Below are 20,001 nucleotides of genomic sequence, written 5' to 3'. Positions count from 1 at the left end.
ATGATTGATCGCGCTTTTTCGTCACGCCATGGCGCATCAACACCGCCCAAGATCAGCGCGTTCCTCCGGATGGCGCAGGCTCACGGCCGCGTGTCGAGAAAGGCGCGAACCGCCGCGACCGTGGCGTGTGGCTGCTCTTCCATCAACCAATGGCCGGAGTCCGGGATCACCTGCTCCTGCACGTCGGTCGCGGCGAAGCGCATCACCGCCGCCATCGTCGGCCCGAAGGATTTCTCTCCTCCGATCGCGAGCACGGGCATGGTGAGCTTGCCTTGGGCCAGGAAAGCGCGATCGTCGATCGCATCCTGGTCGAAGGCGGCGAATTGCGCAAAGCCGGCATGCATCGCGCCGGGCAGCGCATAGAGCGCGGCATAATGCTGGCGGGAGGCTTCGCTGAAGCGCTCGGGTCGGGCGGAGAATTCGTTCCAGAACCGATCCAGATAGATGCGCTCGCGACCCGCGACCAGCCGCTCCATATCGGGGCCGCCGAAGCGGAAGTGCCAGAGGAGCGGATTTTTGAGGATCTCGTCCCAGGGTCCGATACCGGGGATCGGCGCATCCATGAGGACAAAGCGCCGCACTCGGTCGCGATGCTCGGCGGCGAAGGCGAAGCCGACCATATTGCCGATATCGTGCGTGACCAGATCGACCGTGCCGACCTTCAGCGCATCCAGCACGCCGGCCATGTCCTCGCCCTGCGTCTTCTTGTTATAGCCGCCGGCCGGTCGCGCGGACAGGCCGAGGCCACGCAGATCGGGCACGATGACGAGATGGTCGCGCATCAGGTCGGCGGCGAGCGGGGCCCACATGTCCCCCGTCTCGCCATAGCCGTGAAGCAGTAGCACGGCGGGCCCGCGACCGCCGATGCGGACATGGATCGTCGTGCCGTTGGCGGCGATCTCCCGCGTGTCGAAGGAAGGCGGAAAGGGCGGCACCTGCGCAGAGGCGCTCGTCGCCGCGAGCATGAGCATCGCGCTGGCAAGATAAGACCGGATCATAGTCGCTCCCCTTAAGCCGCTGATCCCCGGCGGCTCTCGACAGCAAGCTGCGCCAGCCCCAGTCTGCTGACTAGCCGGCCACTCCCGAACCCGGCGTCCGGAATGCCGAACGATGCTCAAGCTCGACGGATTGGAAGCGTTCGTCACCGTGGTGGAGGCGGGATCGATCAGCGCCGCGGCGCGGCGGCTCGGCTGCGCCAAATCGGTCGTCAGCGATCGGCTGGCCGAGCTGGAACGGACCATCGGCGCGCAACTGGTGCAGCGCACGACGCGCAGCCTCGCGCTGACCGGCGATGGCGATGCGCTGCTGGTCCGCGCCCGGTCGATCCTGCGCGACGTCGCCGACGCCGAGGCGGAGGTGGCGGAGCGGCGCGGTGCGCTGGCCGGGCCGCTCCGCATCGCCGGCCCGATCAGCTTCGGCGCGCTGCACCTCGGGCCGGCGATTTACGGCTTTCTGGCGACGCATCCCGGGATTCAGCTGACGCTCGATCTTGACGACCGGTTCGTCGATGCCGCCGCCGACGGCTATGATGCCGTGATCCGGCACGGGCCGATCACCGACGGGCGGCTGATCGTCAAGCATCTCGCCTCCAGCCGCCGCATTCTCGTGGCTTCGCCCGCCTATCTGGCGCGGCGCGGTACGCCCAAGACCGTGGCGGACCTCGCCCAGGCCTGTGCCATTCTCTACACCAATCGCGAGGCCGACTGGCGCTTTCCGGCGCCGGGTGGTGACACGATCCTTCGGCCGCTGGCCTGTCTGAGGGTCAATAACGGACTGCTGATGCGCGACGCCGCGCTGGCCGGGCTTGGCATCACCTTGCTCCCGACCTTCTTCGTCCATCGCGAGCTTGCGAATGGATCGCTGGTGAATGTGGATGTCGGCGCCGAGGCCGAGGGGGCGACGATCCATCTCGCCTATCCGGCCAATCGCAGCCCCTCGGCCAAGCTGGGCGCGCTGGTGGCATGGCTTCGCACCGCCTTTGGAAGCCCTGCCTATTGGGACGCCTCTGCGGAGTAAGGGGCGGCCGACCGCTCCTTGCGGGCGTCCGGCCCGCCCCCTCATCTCCGCTAGCCAGATGCGCGCTCATCCACCCCCGGCATCATGGCCTCCCGTCACAGCACGATCCCCGCGCCCGCCAGCGCACCGTCGATCCGCGCATCCACCTCGCGCTTTGTCTCCGCCCAGGCCGGCACGGTATCGAGCAACCGCTGCTGCCAGGCGACGAGATTGGGATAGTCCGTGAGCGGGAGCTTCGTGCGCGCGCTCTGCGAGAATGGCCCTGCAATATCGAGATCCGCCAAGGTCAGCCGGTCACCGGCGATGAAGCGCCGGTCCGCCAGATGCGCGTCCAGCACTGCGGCGGCGGCGTGGATCTTGCCGAAGGCCAGCTCCACGATGCGCGCATCCTCAGCCTGGCCGACGAAGCGCTTGCCGATCCGTTCATCGAACACCAGCGTGGCGAACACCCGCCATTGCTCGCCCGACCAGAACATCCACTGCAACACCTGATACCGCTCGGCCGGCGTGGTGCCGAGCAGGTCTGATCCGACCTTCTCCGCCAGATAGATGTTGATGGCCGAGGATTCGTAGAGGATGGTGTCCCCGTCGACCATCACCGGCGTCAGCCCATGCGGGTTGAACCGGGACTTGAAGTCGCTGGTCTGGCTCTCGCCTTTGAACAGATCCACTGGCACGCGCTCGAGTTCGATGCCCATGATCGACGCCGCCGTGATGACCCGGCGCAGACTTCCCGATCCCGGATCGCCGTAAACCTGTATCGCCATTGAATTGCTCCTCGCATCGCGGCCGCGCCGCCGATGCAGTGGGGCTAGGCTATTCAGCCGCATGAGAGTATCGGCCAGGAACGGAGAACATATATTCGGAGCACGAATGAGCGATCGCTGGCAGGAGATGACGGTCTTTGTCCGTGTGGCGGAAAGCGGCAGCCTCTCGCGCGCGGCGCGCGAGCTGAATCTCTCCCAACCCTCGGTGTCCCGCATCATCGCGGCGCTCGAAGCGCGGCTCGGCACGACGATGTTGCTGCGGACGACCCGCAGCGTCTCGCTCACCGACGCCGGCGCCTTGTACCTGGACCGCGCGCGCCGCCTTCTCGCGGAGATGGCGGAGGCCGAGCAGGCGGCGCGCGGATTGGATTCGCTCCACGGCGTCGTTCGCCTGGCCATGCCGGTTCTCTACGGGTCCCGCGCGGTGATCCCGGCGCTGGCGCCATTCCTGGCACGGCATCCGGACCTTCGGGTCGAGATCACGATGAGCGACGAGCGCCAGAACCTCATCGCGGACGGTGTGGACATCGCCATCCGCCTAGGTGTCGGGGCGCTGGACGATTCCAGCTTCGGCGCCCGCCGACTTGCGTCGGTCGAGCGCCTGTTGGTTGCCGCACCCGCCTATCTCGCAGCGCGGGGCGCACCCAAGGATCCGACGGAATTGGCGCGCCACGACTGCATCGTCCAGCATGGCCTGTTCGGCCGTGCGAGCTGGCGCTTCATGCACGATCAAAAGGTCACGGCGGTCGATGTGACGGCGCGGCTCTGGATCAACTCGGCATCGGGTGTCCTCGCGGCGGCAACGGCAGGATTGGGGGTCGCTCTGGCGACCCGGATCATGGCGCAGGAGGATCTGCGCGCCGGCCGCCTCGAGCAATTGCTCGGCACCTATCGGCTCGATCCGGCCGAGGTACACGCCATCTTCCCGGCGGGGCCGAAATTGTCGGCCAAAATCCGATCGGTGGTGGATCATCTATCGGCTTCGCTGGGGGCCTTCACCTAGATCGCATCGCCGCCGCGCCAAGTCAGCGCCTTGGCGCCGAACCCGGCGGGACCCGATGTCTCTTTCGCGGCGCGACGGATGCCCCGGCGGCCGCGCCGGCTTCTCGCGCGGCCGCCGCTACAGCGCCATCGCCGACGCCGAACTCATCTGCAGCCGTTCGATGTCCTGGCGCGGCGAAGCGCCGAACAGGCGCCGATATTCGCGGCTGAATTGCGACGGGCTCTCATAGCCGACGGCGAATCCCGCCGCTCCCGCCGTTGCGCCCTGCACCAGCATCAGCCGCCGCGCCTCCTGCAGGCGCAGCTGCTTCTGATATTCGAGCGGCGTCATCCGCGTGACCGCCTTGAAGTGCGCGTGGAGCGAGGACGGGCTCATGCCGGCATCGGCGGCGATCTCGGTGATGCGGATCGGCGCGTCAAAGCGACGCCGGATCGCCGCGATCGCCCGGCTGATCTGGTTCAGATGGCTGCCCGCGGTCGCGACATGGCGCAGCATCGGGCCGTGCGGGCCGGTCATCAGCCGGTAGAGGATCTCGCGCTCGATCAGCGGCGCCAGCGCCCCGATGGTTTCCGGTCGATCGAGCAGCCGGACAAGGCGGCAGGCGGCGTCGAGCAGGTCGGGATCGCTGGGGTAGACGCCCAGCACCGGCAATTCGGTGCGCGCGATCGGCCCGCCTTCCGTCGCCATCAAGTCGGCGAGCATCTTGGAGTCGAGATCGATCTTGCAGCATAGATAGGGTTTGTCGGGGCTCGCCTCGGTGACGAGGCCGACCAGCGGCAGATCGACCGAGACCAGCAGATAGTGCGCAGCATCGTAGACCAGATGCTGCTCCCCGATCGACACCTGCTTCGACCCCTGGGCGATCAGGCAAAGCGAGGCTTCATAGACGGCGGGTGTCGGCGTGCTTGGCTGGTCGGCGCGGATCAGCGAGACGTGGGGCATAACGGTCGTGCAGATGCCCGTACCGCTGACGTGGCGATCGATGATGGCGGCGAGTTCGGCGATCCGGTCCATGTCCGTGCTGATCCCGCAGCCGGGCGGCGCATGCAAGCGCACACCCGCGATTTTGGAGGATCGTGCAAGGCCTCCGGAGGATCGCTCTACCGCTCCGATGCACCGGCGGGCCATCTGCACGCGCACCGGATCAACGGGAAAGGAAGCATCATGACGGGGACCATCGACAAGGTCGTGCTCATCACCGGCGCCTCGAGCGGCATCGGCGAGGCGACCGCGCGCGCGCTTGCGGCGGCCGGCGCGCGATTGTTCATCGGCGCGCGCCGCGGCGAGCGCTTGAAGGCGCTGGCGGAGGAATTGGGCGGCGATGTCGCGTGGCGGACGCTCGACGTGACCGACAGCGCGGATTTCGACGCCTTTGTCGCGGCGGCGGCGGCGCGCTTCGGGCGCATCGACGTGCTGGTCAACAATGCCGGCGTGATGCCGCTCTCGCCGCTCGCCGCGCTGAAGCGCGACGAGTGGAAGAAGATGATCGACGTGAACATCCACGGCGTCCTCAACGGCATCGCCGCGGTTCTTCCCCGTTTTGTCGCCGACGGATCGGGGCATATAATCAACGTCGCCTCGGTCGCGGCGCACATGGTGGTGCCGACCGCCGCCGTCTATTGCGCCACCAAGCATGCCGTGCGGGCGATCACCGAGGGCCTGCGGCAGGAGCATGACGACATCCGCTCGACGCTGATCTCTCCCGGGGTCGTCGCGACCGAACTGGGCCACGACATCACCGATGCGAACGTCGCGACCGCGCTGGCCGGATGGCGGAAAAAGTCGCTCACCCCGGACGCGATCGCGCGCGCGATCCGCTACGCGGTGGAGCAGCCCGAGGGCGTCGACATCAACGAGGTCATCGTCCGGCCGGTCGCGGCGGACATGTGATCGGTCTGCCCCTGGCCCGCATGCGCAGGAAGGACGCTTCGACGAGCGTCCGCCTTCGCGCGGGGTCGGGGATGATGAAGGCTAGGGCGGCGCTGTACGGCCCATGGCGCCGTCCTGGTTGTTCACCGGAGGCGACACCTTGTCCAGGCCTTGCGGAGCCCGTGGCCCGGTCCTGGAAGGCCACCTCCTTTGCGGCGTTCGCCTGGTCGCTACTCGGCGGCGAAGGCGGCGGTGACCGCGTCGAAGGCCTCGCGGAGGACCGCGTCGAACGGCCGCGCGCCGCCCTCCCGGTTGAAGGTTTCGGACGCGACCCGCGTGGTGCCGACGGCGACCATGGCGAGCAGCCGCAGCCGTGTCTCCCGCTCGGGCTCGGGCCATAGCGCGCGGAGCGCCGCAAAGAGCGCTTCCTCTTGCTGGCGATAGCTCGCCTGCTTTCGCGCCTGCACCGAGGCGCTGCTCCGCATCAGCCTGTCCAGCGCCAGCATGTCGTCGTGCGGAAAGGACGCGCAGACGCGCAACGCGGCGTCGCGGACGAGCGCGAACGGCGAAGCGCCGGGACCCTCCCGGAGGATCTCGGCGGCGAACAGCGCCCCGACGTCGCTCTGCAACGAGAGCAGAATGTCGTCCTTGGACTCGAAATAGTGGAAGAAGGTGCGCCGCGATATGCCCGCGGCGGCTGCGACTTCGTCCACCGTGGCGCCGTCAAAGCCCTTCTGGATGAAGAGACGCACGCCCGCCTCGGTGATCCGCCGTCGCGTCTCGCGGCGCTTCCGCGCCCGCGCGCCGGACGGGGAGGGGACATCAGGCGATTGATCCACGCGCAGACCTTCGAACAAACAGTTGCACTCGGTGCAAAAGGCATCTTACACTGAGTGCAGCTTTGAGGAAAGGCATGCGCATGGCAAGATGGACACAGGCCGACATACCCCCGCAGCAGGGCCGAACGGCGATCGTCACCGGCACCGGCGGCCTCGGGTTCGAGGATGCGCGCGCGCTCGCGCGGGCGGGCGCCTCCGTCATCCTGGCCGGGCGTAACGCCGCCAAGGGCCGCGCGGCCTTGGCCAGGATCCGAGCGGCCGTCCCGTCTGCCGATCTGCGCTTCGAGGAACTGGACCTTGCCAGCCTCGGCTCGATCGAGGCCTTTGCCGGCCGGATCGCGGAGCGCCACGCACGCATCGACATGCTGATCAACAATGCCGGGGTGATGGTGCCGCCGCGTCGCGCGGTTACCGAAGATGGCTTCGAGCTGCAGTTCGGGACCAATCATCTCGGGCATTTCGCGCTCACCGCGCACCTGCTGCCGCTGCTGCGGAACGGCGGGCGGGTTGTCTCGCTGTCGAGCGTGGCCGCGCGCTCGGGCGTCATCGACTGCGAGGACCTGAACGCAACCCGCAGCTATGCCGCGATGAAGGCGTATAGCCAGTCGAAGCTCGCCTGCCTGATGTTCGCGCTGGAGTTGCAGCGGCGCAGCGACGCGCAAGGCTGGGGGATTCTCGGTATCGCGTCGCATCCGGGTGTCGCGCGCACCGATCTGCTCCACAATGGCCCCGGTCGCCATAGCCTGCCGGGGCTCGCACGAACGCTTCTGCCGTTCCTGTTCCAGTCGGCGGATCGCGGCGCCTTGCCGACGCTCTACGCGGCGACCGCGCGCGATGCGGTGGGCGGCGCTTATTACGGTCCGGACGGCCTTGCCGAGGTGCGCGGCTATCCAAGCCTCGCGAAACTGCCCTCGCAGGCGCGGGATCCCCAGATGGCGGCACGTCTCTGGCAAGCCTCCGAGGCGCTTACAGGGGTACGTTTCCCGGATGGCGCGCCGCGAGCGCAGGCGGTTTAGCGGGCGCGGGCGGCAGCCTGTTCGGCCATGAAGGCGGTTGCCGGGTAATCCGCGACGATAAAGCGGGGGGGGGCTACCGCACAATAGCGATCACGCCCGGTCGTCGGTGGATCGCCATTCAAGCGCCGCCTCGCGAAGATGGTCGAGAAGGCGTCTGATGCGAATGGGCGTGTATCGACGATCGAGCCGGACGGCGTGCACCGCGGTGTCGGCACTGCGCCAGTCCCGCAGCAGCTCGACGACGCGCCCCGCGCGCAGATCGGCAAGCCCGACCCACGCGGGCAGCCACGCGAGGCCAAGCCCCGTGCGCATCATCGACCAGATCGCGCTCATGTCCTCCACTACGATGCGTGGGCGGGGCAGATGCCGGATCCCCTTTCCGTTGGTGGGATCGGTGAAGTGCCATGCGCGCAGCCGGCCGGTGCCGGGATCGCGGAAGCCGATCTGTTTGTGGGCGTCGAGTTCGGCCGGCGCGCGCGGGGCGCCGATCAGCGCGACATAGCGCGGCGTCGCGCAGAGCACCCAGGGAAAGCTGCCGAGCGGCGTGGCCACGAGGCCGGGCTGGCCCTGGATCGGGCCGATCCGGATCGCGATATCGATGCCTTCGGCGGCGAGGTCGAGCGTGCCGTCATCGGCCTTGAGCTCCAGCTCGATGTCCGGGTTCGCGCGCAACAGGCTTGGCATCTGGCGCGCCAGTCGCGCGCGGATCAGCGACGCCGGTGCGCTCAGCCGGACCCGCCCGCCCGCGCCGCTGGCCGAGGCGCGGTCAAGCACCGCCTCGAGCCGCTCCGCCTCGCGCAGAAGATCGCGCGTGCCCTCCAATAGCCGCTCGCCCTCCGGCGTCAGCGAGATGGCATGGGTGGTGCGGTGGAGCAGGCGGACGCCGTGCGCCTGCTCGAACCGGGAGACCGCCTTGGACAAGGCCGATGTCGTCGTGCCGGCGCGGCGGGCGGCTTCGGCAAAGGAGCCGGCATCCACCACGCGCGCGAAATGCAGCAGGTTGATGAGGCGCTGGAAGGAGGGCGGTGTGGACATGGTGGAAACTCCATGCTGCTAGATCCGCCTCTACACGGGCCCAGCGCAAATCGCGATGATCTCCGGAGCAACACGGAGTGCAACGATGATCCCGAAGCTTGAACTTGAGGACAGCCGGCTCGACGAGGCCGCGCGCGCGATCGGCGACGGGCCCGTCGTCATGGTGAACCTGCTGCGCTTCCGCGAGACGCCGGACTATCCCCCCGGCTTCGCCGATCCAAAACCGGATTCGCTCAGCGGCTATTACGAAGGCTATGTCGGCGGCTTCCGCCGGGCCGCGGAGGAACTCGGCATCGCGCCGGCGCTCGTCTATGCGGGTATGCAAAGGGCCGGTCTCCTCGTGGGTGCAGACGACAGATGGGACGAGATCGCGATCGTGCGCTAAGCCGCCTTCGCCGATCTGCGCCGCATCCTCGCCAGCGACACCTATGTCCGGCAGGCCAAACCCCATCGCTTCGCCGTACTCGCCGACTGGCGCTTCATCGCCACCAAGGAGCGCTGACACGGCGCGGCGTAGGCGGACGGGACGCCATCCTGCCGGCGGAAGCGCGACGGGGCCAGCCAAGGGGACGCGGCCGGTCCTTGTTCGCGGCTGACCGACGACTGGCTCCCTCCAGCTGCCGCGTCCCGGAGGTTGCCGCTCTGCCGCCAACCACCGTCCGGTGCATCAGGCCTTTTCGGGCTCGGCAGCGCGTGACGCGCCGATGGGCCGTTCCGATCTAGGAAGCCTTGCGCTCCACCTCGGACCGTCACCTGGGCCGCGGCCGAACTGCATCGTCGACCATCAGCCTCGCTCTTTCGGATTTCGGAACAATCCATTTCCGCTTTCTGCGATTATCGTTGCAGGCGAAAAGGGCGATCTCTCCTCCCGTAGCCGAGCGGCGCTGCTGCCGATCGGGAGTGAGGAGAAGACCGATGAAGCGCATGATGATCTCTCTGCTGCTCGCCTCCGCCGGGGCGATGCTGAGCGTACCCGCCGGCGCCGCGCCGGCGCCCGCCGCCGTCGCAAGCGCGCCGATCCCGGTCACCGTCCACTATCGCACCGCCACCGTCGACGGCGTGAAGATGTTCTATCGTGAGGCCGGCCCCGCTGACGGCCCGGTCGTGCTGCTGCTGCACGGTTTCCCGACCTCGTCGCACATGTTCCGCAACCTGATCCCGGCGCTCGCGGATCGCTATCACGTGATCGCGCCCGATTATCCGGGCTTCGGCCAGAGCGACGCGCCCGACCGCACCAAATTCGCCTATACCTTCCAGCACTATGCCGACATGGTCGACACGCTCGTCCAGCAGCTCGGCGCCCGTCGCTACACGATGTACGTGATGGATTACGGTGCCCCAGTCGGCTACCGGCTCGCCCTCAAGCACCCCGAGCGCGTCGCCGGCCTGATCGTCCAGAACGGCAATGCCTATGAGGAGGGCCTTGGCGACTTCTGGAACCCGATCAAGGCGTACTGGAAGACCGGCGGGCAGAAAGAGCGGGATAGCCTCTCCGGGCTGGTCAAGCCGGAGACGACCAAGTTCCAATATACCGACGGCATGAGCGACCTGTCCAACATCAGCCCGGACAACTGGGTGATCGATCAGGCCTATCTCGATCGCCCCGGCAATCGCGACATCCAGATGGACCTGTTCCTCGACTACCGCACCAACGTGCCGCTCTACCCGAAATTCCAGGAGTTCTTCCGCACCCGGAAACCGCCGACGCTGATCGTGTGGGGCAAGAACGACAAGATCTTCCCCGCCGAAGGCGCGCGCCCCTATCTCCGCGACCTTCCGGACGCCGAGCTGCACTTGATCGACAGCGGGCACTTCGCGCTGGAGGACAGGTTCGCCGAGATCGAGCCGCTGATCCGCACCTTCCTTGACACGAAGGTCGCTGCCCGCTGAACCCTGCCGGCGTCCCGGGCACTGCCCGGACCCCGGCTCGGCCCCGGCCGCGCGGCGCACCGCCGCCTGAACCTGCCCGCGTGACGGCGCTCCACAAGGACCGCCGTCCCCATTTGCGAAGAGGATCCCACCATGTCGCGTCCCCCGCTGCCGCCGTTCACCGCAGAAACCGCTGTCGAGAAGGTCCGCCTCGCCGAGGATGGCTGGAACAGCCGGGATCCGGCGCGCGTCGCGCTCGCCTATACCGAGGACACGCGCTGGCGAAACCGCGCCGAGTTCGTGAACGGCCGCGCCGAAGCCGAGGCCTTCCTGACCCGCAAATGGCATCGCGAGCTCGACTACCGCCTCATCAAGGAGATCTGGACGTTCGCGGGCAACCGCATCGCCGTGCGCTACGCGTACGAATATCATGACGACAGCGGCCAATGGTTCCGCGCCTATGGCAACGAGAATTGGGAATTCGCCGAGGACGGGCTGATGCGCGTCCGCCATTCGAGCATCAACGAGCATCCGATCACCGAGAGCGACCGCAAGTTCCACTGGCCGCTGGGCAGGCGCCCGGACGATCATCCCGGCCTCAGCGCGTTCGGCTTCTGACCCGGCAGTCGCATTATGGATGCGCCCATCCTCACGCCGGTGATGCGGATCCTGATCGAGATGGCGCTGACCGCGCGCGGAGGAGACGAGCCGCGCCGACGGCGACAGGACGCGGAGGCACGACGCCTCGGCGTCTGCGGAGCCGAGATCGACGCCGCGCGCGACGGGCGGAGCTTCGACGCCATCAATTCACAAGCGCTCGATCTGGCCCGGGCCGCTGCCGGACCGGACAGCGGGCGGCGCCGGCGGGCGTCGATCCAGGCGCGCAAGGCCGGTCTCACCGAGGCACAATGCCGGGAGATCGAGATTATGGCGGCCGCACTGTCACCGACCAGCCCCCCTTAGCAGCGGAATAGCGGGTGTCGCTACGGGCCGAAAATCCTTATCCCGTGCAATGATCGCCGGCGTCGGGTCGCTGGCGGCTTGGACGAGGCACGTCGATGGATCGTTGGCAGGCGATGCGGACCTTCGTGAAGGTCGCGGAAACCGGCAGCTTCGCCGAGGCCGGGCGCACCCTCCACATGAGCGCTCCGGCCGTGACCCGCGCGATCGCGGCGCTCGAGGAGCTGGTGGGCGCGCGGCTGTTCGTCCGGACCACCCGCTCGGTCAAGCTGACCGAGAGCGGGCGCCGCTACTTCACCGATTGCCAGCGCATCCTCTCCGACATTGCCGAGGCCGAGGCGGCCGCCGCAGGCGCCTACGCCAAGCCCTCAGGCACGATCGCGGTCACTGCCTCCACCCTGTTCGGGCGGCACTATGTGATGTCCATCATGACCGAATATCTGGACACCCATCCGGGCATGGCGGGTCGCGTCTTCCTCGCCGATCGCCCGGTCAACATCATCGAGGAAGGCATCGATGTCGCCGTTCGCATCGGCCATCTGGCCGATTCCGGCTTCGCGGCGGTGAAGGTCGGGTCGGTGCGGCGCGTGATCTGCGGGTCGCCGGCCTATCTCGAGGCGCACGGCATCCCGACGGTGCCGGGCGATCTCAAGGACCACCGGATCGCCGCCTCGACCAGCGCTTGGGCATCGCCGGAATGGCGCTTCGCCGGCGACCAGCGCGTCACCGTGCATCCGGCGCTCCAGTGCAACACCAACGAGGGCGCGATCGAGGCGGCGCTGGCGGGATGGGGCCTGACGCGGGTGCTCCACTACCAGATCGGCCCCGACCTCATTGCCGGGCGGCTCCAGATCGTCCTCGCCGACCATGAAGAGCCGCCGCTGCCGATCCATGTGCTTCACCCCGAAGGCCGGCAGGCGCCGGCCAAGGTCCGGACCTTCGTCGATCTCGCGGTGACCCGCCTGCGCGAGAACAGGCTGTTGAACTGAGCGCGCGGCTCAGCTCCCGACGTCGGTCGGCTCGCCGGCCTCCCGCGAGCGACGCAGCGCCTCGAGCCGCGCCGTGGCGAAACCGTCGGTTCGGCTCTTGCCCCTGCCTCGAGCAGCTCGGGATCTCGCGCCGTGGCGACGCGAGCGGCGCTCTCGTGCCGCGCGAGAGGGCGGAGGCGGGCAACGATCATTTCCCGCTGCGGAAGGATGAGTTCACCGGGTCGATCATTCCCGATCCCGGGCGTGCATCGTACCTGTTCGGACATGACCGCATCCTATCTCCACACCCTGTTCGGCGACGAGGCGAGGCGACTGCAGGAGCAGGCCGGCTCGCGGAGCGCCTATGCCCGCATGGAGGCGGGGCGCGCGCCCGGCGGTGATCGCCTGGGTGCGCGCGAGATCCAATTCCTGCGCGTTCGCGACAGCTTCTATATGGCCAGCGTCACCGCCGATGGCTGGCCCTATCTCCAGCATCGTGGCGGCGCACCGGGCTTCCTGAAGATCCTCGGCCCCGATCGCATCGGCTTCGCCGACTATCCCGGCAACCGGCAATATATCTCGCTCGGAAACCTCGCGACCAGCGACAAGGTGTCGCTGTTCTTCATGGACTATCCGGAGCGACGGCGCCTCAAGCTGATCGGTCATGCCCGGACGACCGCCATGCCTGACGGATTTGCGGACGCAGGCGCCCCGGAAGAGCGCTTCATCACGATCGACGTCGTGGGCTACGACTGGAACTGCCCGAAATATATCACGCCGAGGTTCACGGCAGCGGAGGTCCGTGAGGTGATCGAGGACCTGCAACAGGAAGCCGCTGTCCTTCGCGCCGAGAACCAGCGTCTGCGCGACGCACTGGCGTCGCGTTGAGGGCCCTCGCGGCGCACGTTGGTCGCCGATTGAACACCCCGCCACGCCCTGTAAGGACTTGTCGCGATGCGAAACGCTTCATCCTCTTCCTCGCTGCCGCGGGTGCCGGCCTCCTTCTTCGGGATCGTGCTCGGCCTTGCCGGCCTCGCGAATAGCTGGCGCGCAGCGCACCTCGCCTGGGGAATGCCCGCCATGATCGGCGAGGTCCTGTTCCTCCTCGCCGCTCTGGCCTGGGCGATCGTGTCGACGCTCTACGCTTTCAAGTGGATCGTCGCGCCTCTGGAAGCCCGCGCCGAGGCGGACCATGCCGTCCAGTGTTGCTTCATCGGCCTGGGCGGGGTCGCGACGCTGCTGATCGCGCAGGGGGCGCTGCCCTACGCCCGCGCGCTCGCGCTTCTCCTGTTCGCGTTGGGCGCCGTCTTCACGCTCGGCTTCGCGCTGTGGCGCACCGGGCTGCTCTGGCGCGGCGAACGGGACGCGGGCGCCAGCACGCCCATCCTCTACCTGCCCACCGTCGCCGGCGGCTTCGTCGCGGGCACCACCGCCGCGGCCTTGGGCTGGCAAGAATGGGGTCAGCTCGCGTTCGGTGCCGCCTTATTCTCCTGGCTCGCCATCGAATCCGTGCTGCTCCACCGGCTCTACACCGCCGCAACGCTGCCGCCGGCCATGCGGCCGACGCTCGGCATCCAGCTCGCGCCGCCGGCGGTGGGCGCCGCAACCTATCTCGCGGTCGGCGGCGGCGCGCCCGATCTGATCGGACGTGCGCTGATCGGCTATGCGTTGCTCCAGGCGCTGCTGCTTCTGCGGATGGCGCGGTGGATTGCGGAGGCGCCGTTCGGCGCGTCCTACTGGGCCTTCACCTTCGGCGCGACAGCCTTGGCGACCGCCGCGGTGAAGCTCGCCGCGACGGGAGATGGCCCGATGGCATTGCTGGCGCCGGTGCTGTTCGGGGCCGCCAACCTTCTGGTGCTCAGCATTGCCCTGGGCACTTTTTTGCTGCTCGGCCAGCGCCGCCTGATACCGGCTCCCGTCGCGAAACCCTGACCGGCGACCGGGCAGGCGGTCCGGCGAGAGGATCGGACGAGCGAAATGTCTCCTCGCGCGAAAAGGCGGGGTCCGCCATGGCCTTCCGCCTGCACCCAGCCCGCACGCGCCGGCGCCCCGGTTTGATCGGGAAGCAGGGCGGCCCGTATGCCGGTCCACTCGACGCTCCGGCTCAGCCACGCAGCAGCGGAAGCAACTGGTCGCCCTGTCGCCTGATCTCGGGCAGATAGGGCGTGTCCGACAGGATGAAATGGGTGATGCCAAGCGCGCGATAGTGACGCAGCGACGCCGCGACATCGTCCGGCGAGCCGACCAGCCACGTCGTGCCCGCGCCGCCTCCGCCATAGCGGCCGGGCGCCGTGTAGAGATTGTCGTCGAGGACGTCGCCCCGCGCGTGGAGGTCGAGCAGGCGCTGCTGGCCGACCGCCGGCGCGCGACGATGCTCGTCGACGCGGGTTCGCTCCTTCATCGCTTCCACCTTCGCTTCCGCGTCGGCCCAGGCCTGCGCGGTCGTGTCACGGACGAGCGTGGTGATGCGCAAACCGAATTCGAGCGGCGGCAGGTCGCGATCGAGGTCGCGGCTCAAGGCTTTGAGGCGGGCAATCCGGTCGGCGACGCCTTCGCGGGGCTCGCCCCAGAAGAGCTGGACGTCCGCTTCGGTCGCCGCCACCTTTTCGGCAGCGTCGGAGGCGCCGCCGAAGTACAGCTTGGGATGCCGGCGCGCTCCCTGCAATTGGATCCGGGGCTCGACCGTCGAACCTGCGACGTGGAAATGTTCGCCTTCGAACGTGACATCTGTCTCGGTCCAGAGGCGTCGGACGAGCCGCATGAACTCCTTGGTGCGACCGTAGCGGTGCGCCTGATTGCCTTCGCTGTCGCCATAGGCCGCAAGATTGTCCTGGCCCGAGACGATATTGATCTTCACCCGGCCACCGCTCAGATGATCGAGCGTCGCGGCCGCCGAGGCGAAATTGGCGGGACGCCAATAGCCGGGGCGAATGGCGATCAGCGGCTGGAACGTCTTGGTGCGAGCGGTGAGCGCGGTCGCCACGGTGAAGGTGTCGGGCCGTCCCCAGCCCGCGCCGATCAACGCGCCGCCCCAGCCATGCTCCTCGAGCGCCAGCGCATGCTCGGTCAGCGTCTCCAGGCTGTTATGGCCGGCCACAGTGGGATCGCCACGATGGCCGCCCTGCACCTCATTAGGAATATACCAGAGAAATTCGGATCGCTCGGTCATGCCTGGCTCTCGCGCTGTTTTAAAGACGAAGTCGGGGGGAATGCGGCCGGCGTCACAGGGTGACGCGCACTGTGCCGCCGACGGTCCGGGGCGCGCCGATCTGGCCGCCATAGCCGTAGGTGCCCGCGCCCACGACTGCGAGCGCGTTGAGGTTCGTGTAGAAGGTCTTGTCGAAGGCGTTCTCGACCCAGGCCGAGGCGTCGTACCGGCCGTTGGCGAAGGTCGCGCCGACCCGGAAGCTGGCAAGTCCATAGCCTGGGATACGGCCGTAAGGGCCGTCATCGACGGTGCCGAACATCGACGACCGATAGGCGTAGCGGCCGATGACATAGGGCGTCACGCCATGGCCGGCATCGAAACGATAGTCCGCGATCGCATTGGCGACCCATTTGGGCGACTGGTAGACGCGCTTGCCGGTGAGATCGCACACCGCCGCGCCGCCCACCGGGCATGGGGCATTGCGATAGCGGCTGTAGCGCGTGTCGTTGAAGGCGCCATTGGCCGACAGGCTGAGGCCATCTGCGACCCGCCATTGGCCCTCCACCTCGATGCCACGGGCACGCACATTGCCGACATTGGCGAGATAGGATTTGCCGCCGTTGATCGGGTAGATATTGGCCTGAAGGCCGCTCAGCTGCGTCCAATAGCCGTCGATGTTGAGCGTCACGCGCTGATCGAAGAACTGCTGCTTCACGCCGACTTCGTAGCTGTGCACCTTTTCCGGCTTGAGGATGAGGGGCGTGCCGCTGGAGGTCGACGAATTGAGGTTGAGGCCGGCGCCCTTGTAGCCCGTCGAGGCGGATGCATAAGCGAGGAGGGTGCCGGTCGGCTTCCAGGACAGGCTGCCGAGCCAGGACACATTGTTGCCCTTGACCGACACGTCATAGTGGAAGGGAATCGAGGTCGCGGCGTACGGGGTGCCGACGGTCGACGTGTCGGAAACACCGCTGCGCTTGTCGTGCGTGTAGCGGACGCCGCCGGTGAGCGTGAGGGTCGGCGTGATCTTGAAATTGGCCTGGCCGAAGGCGGCCAGACTATCCACCGACGTGTCGACATCGTCGAGATATTGGGAGCCCGGTGCGATCGAGACGGCGGCTGCGGACGGATTGGCCGTGCGCAGATAGCGGGTGAAGAAGGCCGACGCGTCGCTGCCGAACTGGTTCAGGATATAATGATCGAGCAGCTGCTGGTGGAAATAGTAGGCGCCGATCTGCCAGGAGAATCGCCTCGTCGAATCCGATGCGAGCCGGAATTCCTGCGAGACCTGCCGATCGCGCGTGATCGCGACGTTGCGATCGAGAATGTCAAAGGGCGTAGAATCCGACTCCTGGAGCGGATTGAAATACCAGTAGCGATAGTTCGTGACCGAGGTCGCGATCGCGAAGCCCAGATCCCAGTCGGCCTGCAGTGACGCGCCCCATTGATGCGTCCGCATCAGCTGCGGCGCATCCCACACGACATGATCGTTGCTGGCGGTCGGTGTCCAGCCCATCTGCGCGAGGGTCGCCAGCGTCCGTTTGGTGCCGCTGGAGATGGCGGGCGGCAGCACCGTCTTGATGGCGCTGACGCAGCATGTGTCCGATTCCCGCGAATAGTCGATGATCGCGCGCAGCTTGAGCTTGTTGCTGGGCGTGAGCAGCAGCTGCGCCCGGCCGCCCTGCCGGTTGATGCCGTTCCCGGCCTTGCCGGTCGTGTCATTGTCGATGGTGCCATTGCGATGCGTGTCGAAGCCGGTGATGCGGAAGGCCAGGAGGTCGGACACGATCGGCCCGGTCACGCTCAGCCGCTCCTGATGATAGGCATAGGTGCCGCCCGAAACCTCTCCGGTAACACCCCAGTCGAAGCTCGGCCCGCGCGTGGTGACGTTGACGACGCCCGCCGACGTATTGCGGCCGAACAGCGTGCCCTGCGGCCCGCGCAGCACTTCGACCCGGTCGACATCGATCAGATCCTGAAGCGCCATGCCCGGCCGGCCGAGATAGACATTGTCCACATAGACGCCGACCGAGGAATCCAGACCGTCCGACGCGCTCGATACGCCGATGCCGCGGATACCGAGCGACGAGTTGCGGGGGTTGCTGTTGAAGGCCGTGAGGCTGGGCACCCGCTGGGTGAGATCGGCGATCGTATAGCCGCCCGTCTTCTCGAGTGCCGATCCCGAGACGACGGAGAGCGCGATCGGCACATCCTGCGCGCGCTCGACCTGATGGCGCGCAGTGACCGTGATCTCTGCGGCATCGGGGGCGGGCGGCAGGCTCGCCGCCGCCGCATCGTCGGCGGATCCGTCTGTCGCGGCGTAGGCCGGCGCGCAGGCCCCGACGGCCAAGGCGATCAAGCTAAGCGTCGAGTGGATCGAGATCATTGGCCCCCCAGGCGGATCAGGTCGAGAGCGGGGTGCCTAAATCCCTGGTTACCGACTGGACAACTAGAGAATCTCAGGGATGGGCTAGTTTTTGTATCTCGATCGATCGGGATGGCTGGCCGATCGTGACGACCGCCGCCGGCCACAGGACAGGAAATGACTCATGCCCCTTCTTCGCCATCTCCATGTCAGTCCGCTGGGCCTAGGCGGAATGAGCCTCTCGGGCATCTACGGCAAGTCGGATGACGAGGCGTCGATCCGCACGCTGCAGCGCGCTGTCGATCTCGGCATCACCTTCTTTGACACCGCCACTGCCTATGGTTCGGGGCATAACGAGACATTGTTCGGACGCGCGCTGCGCGACCGGCGTTCCGGGCTCGTGATCGCGAGCAAGTTCACCCATGGCCAGGCGGGCGAGGGAAAGCCGAAGGTCGACGCGAAGGAGGCCGTCGCGGCGAGCCTCACGCGCCTCGGTCTCGAGCATATCGATCTCTACTATCTGCATCGTGTCGATCCCGATGTTCCGGTCGAAGAGTCGATCGGTCAGCTGGGTCGTCTGGTCGACGAGGGGAAGATCGGTGCTGTCGGCATTTCCGAAGCCAGTGCGGCGCAGCTGCGCCGGGGCAATGCCGTCTACCCCATCACCGCCCTTCAGAGCGAGTTTTCGCTTTGGACGCGCGACGTCGAGGCGGAGATCCTGCCGACCGCGCGCGAACTTGGCATCGGCTTCGTGGCCTATGCGCCGCTCGGTCGCGGCTTTCTCGCCGGCGCCACGCCGATCGACGCTGAGGATCGGCGCAACATCCATCCGCGCTTCAAGGCCGAGGCGATCGCAGCCAATAGCCGGCGTCGGCTGGTCATCGAGGCGGTGGCGCAACGCCTGGGCGTGACGGGCGCGCAGGTCAGTCTCGCCTGGGTGCAGGCCAAGCAGCTTGTCCCGATTTTCGGCACGCGCCACATCGCGCATCTGGAGGCCAATTGGGCCGCCAACGCGCTCGTGCTCGACGATGCGACGCTCGCCGAACTCGACGACGCCTTCCCGCCCGGGACGACGGTGGGCGATCGCTATCCGCCCGAGCAGCTGAGGCAGGTGCCTGCGGCACCCGTCGCGGCGCACGGCTAAACCAACGGAGTCCGAACCATGAGCGAAGCCCTGCTGATCGAGTTGCGCGAAGCCGCCTACCGCCGAATTTCCGTCGATGCTGTCACGCCGGTCATTGGCGCGGAGATCGGCGACATCGATCTGTCCCGTCCGCTCGATCCCGAGGCGGTGAACGACATCCGTGAGGCGATCCGACGCCATCGCGTGCTGTTCTTCCGCGATCAGCGTCTTTCCAATGAAGCGCTCAAGGCTTTCGGACGCAGCACCTTCGGGCCCCTCACGCCGGCGCATCCGATCGCCGCCGGCCTGGCGGACGATCCCGAAATCTGGGAGCGGACGGTGGACGAATATCGCCTTCGGCGCACCCGCAACGACACGCTGCCGCCCGGGCGCACCCCGCCCCGGGATTTCAAGGGCTGGCATATCGACATCACCTTCGTCGCCAATCCCAATGCGTATTCGATCCTCTACGGCGCCAGCATCCCGAGCGTTGGCGGCGACACCCTCTTCACCAATCTCGTCGAGGCGTATCGCGGTCTGTCCGCGCCGATCCAGACACTGGTGGACGGCCTCCAGGCCGTTCACCAGACCAGCGACTATGATTTCGGCGGCGAGCGGAAACTCACGGCGGACGGGCGCGAGAAGGGTTGCTTCGTCGCTCTCCACCCTCTGGTGCGGGTACATCCCGAGACGGGCGAAAAGTCGCTGTTCCTCAATCCGGGCACGATCACCCACATCGTCGGGCTGAAAGAGCCCGAGAGCCGCGCGCTCATCGATCTCCTCTATGGCGAGGTGACCCGGCCCGAATATCAGGTGCGGCTGCGTTGGCGGCCCGATACGCTGGTGGTCTGGGACAATCAGGCGGTCGCCCATGCCGGCCCGATCGATTACGCGCATTTCGATCTGCCGCGTGTCGTGCGCCGGATCACCGTGGCGGGCGACCTGACGCGCGGGCCCGACGGCTTCGTGTCCCAGCAGCTCGAAGGCGAGCTATTCGAGACGCTTGACGGATGACATCGGCCAAAT

The 20,001-nt window shown here is 67.5% G+C and carries 20 protein-coding genes; 13 read left to right on the top strand and 7 right to left on the bottom strand.

What is annotated here, in order from left to right; translation table 11 throughout:
• Nucleotides 1–80 precede the first annotated feature (80 nt).
• Nucleotides 81–998 (bottom strand): alpha/beta fold hydrolase, encoded by a 918-nt coding sequence (locus LHA26_RS18270; protein WP_252168517.1) that lies wholly within the window; start codon nt 996–998, stop codon nt 81–83.
• Between the two features lie 112 nt (nt 999–1,110).
• Between LHA26_RS18270 and LHA26_RS18265 the strand changes: the two genes are divergently transcribed.
• Nucleotides 1,111–2,016 (top strand): LysR family transcriptional regulator, encoded by a 906-nt coding sequence (locus LHA26_RS18265; RefSeq protein ID WP_252168516.1) that lies wholly within the window; start codon nt 1,111–1,113, stop codon nt 2,014–2,016.
• Nucleotides 2,017–2,111: 95 nt separating this feature from the next.
• On the opposite strand, the gene LHA26_RS18260 is transcribed toward LHA26_RS18265, so the two are convergent.
• Nucleotides 2,112–2,783, bottom strand: coding sequence for a glutathione S-transferase family protein (locus LHA26_RS18260; protein ID WP_252168515.1), 672 nt, complete (start codon nt 2,781–2,783; stop codon nt 2,112–2,114).
• A gap of 106 nt (nt 2,784–2,889) precedes the next feature.
• Between LHA26_RS18260 and LHA26_RS18255 the strand changes: the two genes are divergently transcribed.
• Entirely contained in the window at nt 2,890–3,786 is an 897-nt protein-coding gene (locus LHA26_RS18255; RefSeq protein WP_252168514.1) for a LysR family transcriptional regulator, read from the top strand.
• A gap of 117 nt (nt 3,787–3,903) precedes the next feature.
• Here the strand turns inward: LHA26_RS18255 and LHA26_RS18250 are convergent, their stop codons facing one another.
• A complete protein-coding gene (locus LHA26_RS18250) occupies nt 3,904–4,800 on the bottom strand; it encodes an AraC family transcriptional regulator (protein ID WP_252168513.1) in 897 nt (298 codons plus the stop codon).
• A 150-nt stretch (nt 4,801–4,950) separates the two neighbouring features.
• On the opposite strand from LHA26_RS18250, the gene LHA26_RS18245 reads away from it, so the two are divergent.
• Entirely contained in the window at nt 4,951–5,676 is a 726-nt protein-coding gene (locus tag LHA26_RS18245) for an SDR family oxidoreductase (protein WP_252168512.1), read from the top strand.
• A 209-nt stretch (nt 5,677–5,885) separates the two neighbouring features.
• On the opposite strand, the gene LHA26_RS18240 is transcribed toward LHA26_RS18245, so the two are convergent.
• Nucleotides 5,886–6,407: a TetR family transcriptional regulator gene (locus LHA26_RS18240; RefSeq protein ID WP_252168511.1), complete on the bottom strand. Its 522-nt coding sequence runs from the start codon at nt 6,405–6,407 to the stop codon at nt 5,886–5,888.
• A 167-nt stretch (nt 6,408–6,574) separates the two neighbouring features.
• On the opposite strand from LHA26_RS18240, the gene LHA26_RS18235 reads away from it, so the two are divergent.
• The gene (locus LHA26_RS18235) at nt 6,575–7,510 is read left to right on the top strand and encodes an SDR family oxidoreductase (protein ID WP_252168510.1); all 936 of its coding nucleotides are present in this window, start codon (nt 6,575–6,577) and stop codon (nt 7,508–7,510) included.
• Between the two features lie 90 nt (nt 7,511–7,600).
• On the opposite strand, the gene LHA26_RS18230 is transcribed toward LHA26_RS18235, so the two are convergent.
• Nucleotides 7,601–8,545 carry a LysR family transcriptional regulator gene (locus LHA26_RS18230; protein WP_252168509.1) on the bottom strand — a complete coding sequence of 315 codons (945 nt, stop codon included), beginning with the start codon at nt 8,543–8,545 and terminating at the stop codon, nt 7,601–7,603.
• Nucleotides 8,546–8,630: 85 nt separating this feature from the next.
• On the opposite strand from LHA26_RS18230, the gene LHA26_RS18225 reads away from it, so the two are divergent.
• The 7 genes from LHA26_RS18225 to tehA all read left to right on the top strand — a co-directional run bounded on the left by LHA26_RS18225 (nt 8,631) and on the right by tehA (nt 14,274).
• Nucleotides 8,631–8,930: a hypothetical protein gene (locus LHA26_RS18225; protein WP_252168508.1), complete on the top strand. Its 300-nt coding sequence runs from the start codon at nt 8,631–8,633 to the stop codon at nt 8,928–8,930.
• 530 nt (nt 8,931–9,460) lie between these two features.
• A complete protein-coding gene (locus LHA26_RS18220) occupies nt 9,461–10,435 on the top strand; it encodes an alpha/beta fold hydrolase (RefSeq protein ID WP_252168507.1) in 975 nt (324 codons plus the stop codon).
• A 132-nt stretch (nt 10,436–10,567) separates the two neighbouring features.
• Nucleotides 10,568–11,032 carry a nuclear transport factor 2 family protein gene (locus LHA26_RS18215; RefSeq protein ID WP_252168506.1) on the top strand — a complete coding sequence of 155 codons (465 nt, stop codon included), beginning with the start codon at nt 10,568–10,570 and terminating at the stop codon, nt 11,030–11,032.
• A gap of 15 nt (nt 11,033–11,047) precedes the next feature.
• A complete protein-coding gene (locus LHA26_RS18210) occupies nt 11,048–11,377 on the top strand; it encodes a hypothetical protein (RefSeq protein WP_252168505.1) in 330 nt (109 codons plus the stop codon).
• 95 nt (nt 11,378–11,472) lie between these two features.
• Nucleotides 11,473–12,363, top strand: coding sequence for a LysR family transcriptional regulator (locus tag LHA26_RS18205; protein WP_252168504.1), 891 nt, complete (start codon nt 11,473–11,475; stop codon nt 12,361–12,363).
• 264 nt (nt 12,364–12,627) lie between these two features.
• Nucleotides 12,628–13,230 carry a pyridoxamine 5'-phosphate oxidase family protein gene (locus tag LHA26_RS18200; RefSeq protein ID WP_252168503.1) on the top strand — a complete coding sequence of 201 codons (603 nt, stop codon included), beginning with the start codon at nt 12,628–12,630 and terminating at the stop codon, nt 13,228–13,230.
• 66 nt (nt 13,231–13,296) lie between these two features.
• On the top strand, nt 13,297–14,274 hold the full coding sequence (tehA, locus tag LHA26_RS18195) for a dicarboxylate transporter/tellurite-resistance protein TehA (protein ID WP_252168502.1): 978 nt from the start codon (nt 13,297–13,299) through the stop codon (nt 14,272–14,274).
• Between the two features lie 172 nt (nt 14,275–14,446).
• Here tehA and LHA26_RS18190 read toward each other — a convergent pair whose 3' ends face one another.
• Both LHA26_RS18190 and LHA26_RS18185 read right to left on the bottom strand, forming a co-directional pair.
• The gene (locus LHA26_RS18190; protein ID WP_252168501.1) at nt 14,447–15,511 is read right to left on the bottom strand and encodes an LLM class flavin-dependent oxidoreductase; all 1,065 of its coding nucleotides are present in this window, start codon (nt 15,509–15,511) and stop codon (nt 14,447–14,449) included.
• A 52-nt stretch (nt 15,512–15,563) separates the two neighbouring features.
• Nucleotides 15,564–17,846: a TonB-dependent receptor gene (locus tag LHA26_RS18185; RefSeq protein ID WP_252168500.1), complete on the bottom strand. Its 2,283-nt coding sequence runs from the start codon at nt 17,844–17,846 to the stop codon at nt 15,564–15,566.
• A 190-nt stretch (nt 17,847–18,036) separates the two neighbouring features.
• Here LHA26_RS18185 and LHA26_RS18180 point away from each other — a divergent pair, with 190 nt between their 5' ends.
• Both LHA26_RS18180 and LHA26_RS18175 read left to right on the top strand, forming a co-directional pair.
• Nucleotides 18,037–18,996: an aldo/keto reductase gene (locus LHA26_RS18180; protein ID WP_252168499.1), complete on the top strand. Its 960-nt coding sequence runs from the start codon at nt 18,037–18,039 to the stop codon at nt 18,994–18,996.
• An 18-nt stretch (nt 18,997–19,014) separates the two neighbouring features.
• Nucleotides 19,015–19,989 (top strand): TauD/TfdA dioxygenase family protein, encoded by a 975-nt coding sequence (locus LHA26_RS18175; RefSeq protein ID WP_252168498.1) that lies wholly within the window; start codon nt 19,015–19,017, stop codon nt 19,987–19,989.
• The last annotated feature ends 12 nt before the right edge of the window (nt 19,990–20,001 follow it).

This window comes from Sphingomonas morindae (assembly GCF_023822065.1).
GTDB lineage: Bacteria > Pseudomonadota > Alphaproteobacteria > Sphingomonadales > Sphingomonadaceae > Solisphingomonas > Solisphingomonas morindae.
This window is presented reverse-complemented; position numbering and strand designations above follow the sequence as displayed.